Source organism: Gilliamella sp. Imp1-1, assembly GCF_001690415.1.
GTDB classification, from domain to species: domain Bacteria; phylum Pseudomonadota; class Gammaproteobacteria; order Enterobacterales; family Orbaceae; genus Gilliamella; species Gilliamella bombi.
In genome coordinates, this window is record NZ_LZHK01000077.1 from 1 (window position 1) to 6073 (window position 6073).

Genomic DNA, 6073 nt, shown 5'->3' on the forward strand with positions numbered 1-6073 from the left:
GCCAAGGAATACCGGTTCTCATTCGGAAAAGGATCCCTTCAAACGTCATCCGATGCTCGGATTTATTATAAACTCGGCCGGTATTTTTCATTATTTGTAGTAGCTTTTCCCACCGTTTATCTGTTAGCATTGTTCTTGGCATGATGAATCGAGTTATGGTTGTTTTTGGCTGAATTATTATAACTCACATCATGCCGTCTAAAAAATAATCATGAAAGATCAACACGCCCTAGTAATATTTATCAATTTTAATCTTTTTGAGAAGGAATTGTTAGACTAATCTCATTTTTTATTATCTAAATAGTATTACTAAACGATTATTTCAAATCGAAGGTAATTTTGAAAGTGGTTGGTGGTTTTGCTATTTACTGATTTGTTAAAGCTTTTATGCATATTTTTACATGAGGTTAGGTTTTCTGTTAAATTTAAATTGCCATATAACAAATATGCGTAGATATTAATAGTATAATGTTTCGATCAAAATATAGTTTAACGAATTTCACTTCTCTTAAAAAAATAACAGCGCGATACATTAGTTGCGCTGTTATTGCTTATATTATTGTTAGTGTCGTTGAATTGATTTAAATCTTTCTGTCGTTTGTTTTAGTGCAATTTCTGTTGGTAAACGTTCCATTGAACTTGCTCCATAAAATCCATTACACTCAGGGCAATTTTTTAAGATATATTCAGCATCTTCAGGGGTAGCAATAGGACCACCATGACATAAAATAATAATGTCTGGGCGAATTGCTTTAGCCGCTTTTGCCCATTGATTGATTAGTGGCACACAGTCAGCTAGTTTTAATGCTGTTTCTGCACCAATACTCCCCCCCGTCGTTAATCCCATATGAGGTACTAAAATATCTGCACCTGCTTTAGCCATATCGATCGCATTTTGTTCACTAAATACATAAGGTGTTGTAAGCAGATCTTTTTCATGTGCTTTGCGAATCATTTCGACTTCTAAAGCGTATCCCATACCTGTTTCTTCGAGGTTTGCTCTGAAGTTGCCATCAATGAGTCCAACAGTTGGAAAGTTTTGCACGCCAGCAAATCCCGTTTCTTTTAATTTGTCTAAAAATTGGTCAAATTGACAAAATGGATCTGTGCCATTTACACCCGCTAGTACTGGCGTATTTTTAACTACTGGTAATACTTCTTTAGCCATATCCATTACAATTTCGTTAGCATTGCCATAAGCAAGTAATCCTGCTAATGAACCTCTACCTGCCATACGGTAACGCCCTGAATTATAGATAACAATAAGATCGATACCACCAGCTTCTTCACATTTTGCTGATAATCCTGTACCAGCTCCACCACCAATAATTGGTTGACCTTTAGCTATCATGTCGTGGAATTTTTTTAACAATTGAGTACGTTGATTACCCATAATATTCTCCAAATATTTATTTCATTATTTTTGTAAATTCGTTGATGATAAGATCACAAAACTGCGGTGAGTTTATATGATAAGGGGTTTTTATTAACTTTCTTTTTTGAGTTTGGATAAAGGTTTTTTCAAATTCATCAATAAATGCTTGATTTGCTTTTGGTGACCAAAAAGCACCACCTTCAATATCTAAAGCAGAAAAACCACCTTCAGGAATAATAAAAGTGACATAACCTTGGCATTGATTAAGTTTATTTGCTATCCAATTAGCCATTTTTTGATTTTCTTCTGGCGTTGTTCGCATTAATGTCACTTGTGGATTATGTGGATAAAATAGGCGATCTTGATATTTTTGAGGAATAGTATCAGGGCTTGCAAAATTTACCATATCAAGTGCACCACACGATCCAATATAAGGTACTTGGCTTCTTGCAATGGCACCAAAACGATCTTCATCGCAGGCTAAAACACCGCCAAATAAATAATCACATACTTCCGTTGTTGTAATATCAAGCACACTGTGCAATAAATGGCTATCAGCTAGTTTTTCCATTGCTTTGCCACCACTGCCTGTAGCATGAAAAACCAAACAATCATATTGCCCGTTTAATTTAGTTGATACAGATTGAACACATTTAGTTGTAACACCAAACATAGTTAAACCAATTGCAGGCTTATCTTCAATCGTATCTTGGGTTTTAAATAGAATTGAGCCAGCAATAAAATTAGCTGCATTGGTTAAAACTTTCCTAGATATGACATTAATTCCAGCAATATCAGTAACTGAATACATCATTGCAATATCACTTGCACCGATATAACCAGAAATATCACCAGATGCCATTGTTGATACCATTAGTTTAGGAATTCCTACAGCTAATGATTGCATGGCTGGAGTAATTAATGCAGTTCCTCCCGAACCACCTAAACCTAGTATGGCTTCTACATCGTTTTGAGTCATCAGAAACAATTTGAAAGCTTCGGCCATTGCAACAATTGCTTTACCTCTATCGCCACAAAAAACAGCCTGTTTACCGCCTGGATGGCAACTAGCGACGGTTTCTGCTGTGATAGTTGCTAAATGATTAAATTGATGAGATTGTGTAGAAACATCAATAATTTTGCAGTTGAGATTTTTTAAATCAAGAATATTTTTAATATAAACGATTTCTTGCCCTTTGGTGTCTAATGTAGTAACCAAATAAATTGTACTAGTTGATGCCATTTATTACTCCTAAATGAGTTAATTAGGTAAATATTTGTAACAAAAGGGTGATTAATTGTCATACATTATATATCAAAAATGAGATTTAAGTCTCATTTTTTTAGGAAATGATAAATTTTAACTAATTTATTAAAATGCAGTATCATATTTAAAATTACGATAAATATAAATATATTCCTAATGACTCAGAAAACTTTAGAATCGCACCCAACATATGTTGGCGTAAAAAAACGGACTTATGAGCGTTTAATTAATACTGCATTAGAAGCATTAGAACAAGGCTGTGAGCTTACCATAACTGAACTTGCTGATAAATCGGGTATATCTAGAGCAACAGCATACCGCTATTTTCCAACACAAAGTGCTCTAATTACAGCTGTGGTAGAAAGTTCATTAGAACCTATTTTTAGTTGGCAATCAAAAAAACAAAATGCAGAAGAACGTATTAATGATTTTTTAGCTTTTGCTTTTCCTCAAATGCTAAAGCATGAAGGGGCGCTACGTGCAGCATTAAGGGTTTCATTACAACAGTGGGCAACAGAACGGTCATCATTATCACCACAAACCGAAAAATTGGTACGAGGTAATCGTAAAGAAACTCTTACAACAATATTATCCCCACTCAAAGCTGAACTACCAAATGAGCTTTATGATAAAGTAGTTTATGCTATTTCAATTATTTACGGTTCTGAAATATTTATGGTACTCAAGGATATCTGGGGACTTGATGATCAGAATGTAATATCATTATCACAATGGATAGCTAAAGCCATCATTCATCAAGCCAAAGAAGAAGCATCGAAAATTTGATTGGAGGTCAAAAAGTCTGTTCTTTAATTTTACTTATTCTTGTATATTAAAAAAATCAATAAGTTTACAGGAAATGGATAACATAAAATATTGATTCATCCTTGTCTAAATATTTGAAGTAGGAAAACCCTAATGAAAAAACTTGTTTTTATCTTTATTTTTTGTCTTTGCGGTTGTGCAAATAAGCAAACGCAAATTTTGCCTAGTAATGACACAATTATAAAATTAAAAGTTGAAAAAAGTGTAGGGATTATTGCTGAATCAAAGGAATACTCATATCAATTTACTAGTCCCGAAGCCATACTAGAACTTAAAAACTACCATGATTTTTTAGCTGAAAATAAAGATAATATTGAAAGTGTATCAATTACATTTTATCTAGACAATTTAAGTGATGAAATTATTGCTCAATATAGTAATTTTATTCCTGAGGTAAAGGCCTTAAACAATAAAAAATTATTAGCAAAATATAAATCAAAATCGATTTTGAGAGATGGTTATTATCAAGTTCTATTTAAAACCAAAGGAAACTTCTATAAGCAATCCAATACATTATCTGATCAATATTTATTACCAGAATCAATTACTGTATTAGTTAAATCAAATCATAAAAAAGATTCAGATATTGATATCCAGGGCGATATGATTGGTTTGATTATATTTCCAATTTTTATTCCTATGGCGATGGTTGGTTGCTTAATTGGTCCTTGCTAAAAAGTCTGTAGAAAAACATCGGTAAGTTTACTCTCCATGGTTGAAATGATCCTTTAAAATATCATTAGGCGTTTTCCCCAAAATCGATTTATGGGATTAACCGTATTATAAATATTAATAAATCACTTAACTTGCGGCATTAATCATAGACACCAGTTTCTTCTGCTTTGGCTATTAACTCATCTTTGCAATTGTAACTATTCCCTTAAATAGTACAGTCAAAAAGTAGAAAATCCCCTTTTACTTTTTGAATGTTTTGAATTTTGATAGCCAATAATTGCCTTTATCATATACACAACCAATTAAAACATTTCCTTCGGTTTTGATTGTTAATTCGCGACTATAACAATATTGTTTTTCAAAAGACCAATTTATATCAGCAATATCAAGATATTTCATAATAAGTTCAAAACTTGTTTCAGAATATATGATTATATTATTCAATAAAGTAACTGGATGACGAGCTAAATCAAATCCTATTGAATATATCTTGGAATTAACAACCATTATTTCCAGTGAATCGTAAAAATAAGAAAAACCTTCACTTTTTTTAAATTTATCAAAATAATATTTTTTACCCAAATCTTTTTTTTGAAAAATAGAATATATTTCTTTCTCTGGTAACTCTACTTTTAATCCCAAATATATCCCAGTCCTAAGAAAATCAGTTAAATCCATTTATTTTCTCCAGTATTTTTAAAAATTTAACCAATTCAATTAATTAGATTCTCACCAAAATATTAGACAGAGCCCACCTTGATGATGTATATAATTATAATAGATTTCAATATATTCAAATAGTGCTTTGTTAGTCAGCTTCCTGTTTTTATAGTAACAATCATGAATAATATGGGGGTGAGTATATGAAAAAGTTTTCAACAACCGCATTATCAAAGCAGCTTCATCTTCGACTCATACTTTGCCTTAGTCCATATTGTAACAATCACTGTTTGAAACCGGCACTGTAATATTGGTTTTCTAAGTCATTGTGACTGGGCTCATTTTTAGGAAGATGTATTAAATATGGCATTTATTGAATATAAAACACGAAAATAAACAATATCATTATCTACGTTAGTTTTGTACTAAAAATAGGATATTTATAATCATTAAAATGTTAGTTGAAAGTTATGTTAAAACTGAGAATAAGAGGGGTAGATAAAATAGTTAAGAACAAAGAGCTGAATATAGGGGAAACTGTACTCCCTTCACCATGCGGAGTGAAGGAGTATTTTACTAATTTGACAATATTCTTGGGTTAGGTCCGTATTGGTTTTCTCCTGAAGTTGGTTTTATTATTAAAGATGCACCTATTATAGCTCCTGGACAGAGAAGATAAACAAAACACCACAGACCGCTTGTACCTATATCATGTAATCGTCTAACATTGTAAGACAATATTGTAAGAAAAGTAACGATAAAAATTAACATTACACAAATTCCTAATATAGTACTTGGTAATATTTTGTCCATACTGAATAGCAATACAAAAGAGAACCATACTAATATACATTGAATAAGAATAAAAAATCCAAACTCACTACGAGTTGAACGTCCTTTATAACGAAACATTTTTCTATAGCCATCAAGCCATGAATTAATTGCTTTACTTAACACTTAATACTCCTTATTTATTAAAATATTTGTAAATATATAATAAATTAAACGTTATCTCAAATATTTTATATTGATAATGTAATAGGGCGTGTTGATCTTTCATGATTATTTTTTAGACGGCATGATGTGAGTTATAATAATTCAGCCAAAAACAACCCTAACTCGATTCATCATGCCAAGAACAATGCTAACAGATAAACGGTGGGAAAAGCTACTACAAATAATGAAAAATACCGGCCGAGTTTATAATAAATCCGAGCATCGGATGACGTTTGAAGGGATCCTTTTCCGAATGAGAACCGGTATTCCTTGGC

8 protein-coding genes are annotated in these 6073 nt (G+C 31.9%); 3 read left to right on the plus strand and 5 right to left on the minus strand.

Translation table 11 applies throughout. The features are described 5' to 3' along the window. The 3 genes from A9G38_RS11715 to A9G38_RS07000 form a co-directional block, all read right to left on the minus strand. A partial coding sequence (locus tag A9G38_RS11715; RefSeq protein ID WP_141671700.1) for a transposase occupies positions 1 to 142 on the minus strand: 142 nt, incomplete at its 3' end. Positions 143 to 562: 420 nt separating this feature from the next. Then, entirely contained in the window at positions 563 to 1393 is an 831-nt protein-coding gene (locus tag A9G38_RS06995) for a phosphoenolpyruvate hydrolase family protein (RefSeq protein WP_034915527.1), read from the minus strand. Between the two features lie 16 nt (positions 1394 to 1409). After that, positions 1410 to 2618, minus strand: coding sequence for a Tm-1-like ATP-binding domain-containing protein (locus A9G38_RS07000; protein ID WP_034915522.1), 1209 nt, complete (start codon positions 2616 to 2618; stop codon positions 1410 to 1412). Positions 2619 to 2798: 180 nt separating this feature from the next. On the opposite strand from A9G38_RS07000, the gene A9G38_RS07005 reads away from it, so the two are divergent. Further along, positions 2799 to 3428 (plus strand): TetR/AcrR family transcriptional regulator, encoded by a 630-nt coding sequence (locus A9G38_RS07005; protein ID WP_034915518.1) that lies wholly within the window; start codon positions 2799 to 2801, stop codon positions 3426 to 3428. A gap of 132 nt (positions 3429 to 3560) precedes the next feature. Next, positions 3561 to 4142, plus strand: coding sequence for a hypothetical protein (locus A9G38_RS07010; protein WP_034915513.1), 582 nt, complete (start codon positions 3561 to 3563; stop codon positions 4140 to 4142). A 240-nt stretch (positions 4143 to 4382) separates the two neighbouring features. On the opposite strand, the gene A9G38_RS07015 is transcribed toward A9G38_RS07010, so the two are convergent. Beyond that, a complete protein-coding gene (locus A9G38_RS07015) occupies positions 4383 to 4820 on the minus strand; it encodes a hypothetical protein (RefSeq protein ID WP_034915509.1) in 438 nt (145 codons plus the stop codon). 558 nt (positions 4821 to 5378) lie between these two features. After that, a complete protein-coding gene (locus tag A9G38_RS07020; protein WP_051634362.1) occupies positions 5379 to 5759 on the minus strand; it encodes a DUF805 domain-containing protein in 381 nt (126 codons plus the stop codon). 172 nt (positions 5760 to 5931) lie between these two features. Between A9G38_RS07020 and A9G38_RS11720 the strand changes: the two genes are divergently transcribed. Next, on the plus strand, positions 5932 to 6073 hold a 142-nt coding region (locus tag A9G38_RS11720), incomplete at its 3' end, for a transposase (RefSeq protein ID WP_141671700.1).

Coding starts and splice junctions, on each gene's coding strand:
- A9G38_RS06995 (WP_034915527.1), bottom strand. CDS start 1,393: ATGGGTAATCAACGTACTCAATTGTTAAAAAAATTCCACGACATGATA.
- A9G38_RS07000 (WP_034915522.1), bottom strand. CDS start 2,618: ATGGCATCAACTAGTACAATTTATTTGGTTACTACATTAGACACCAAA.
- A9G38_RS07005 (WP_034915518.1), top strand. CDS start 2,799: ATGACTCAGAAAACTTTAGAATCGCACCCAACATATGTTGGCGTAAAA.
- A9G38_RS07010 (WP_034915513.1), top strand. CDS start 3,561: ATGAAAAAACTTGTTTTTATCTTTATTTTTTGTCTTTGCGGTTGTGCA.
- A9G38_RS07015 (WP_034915509.1), bottom strand. CDS start 4,820: ATGGATTTAACTGATTTTCTTAGGACTGGGATATATTTGGGATTAAAA.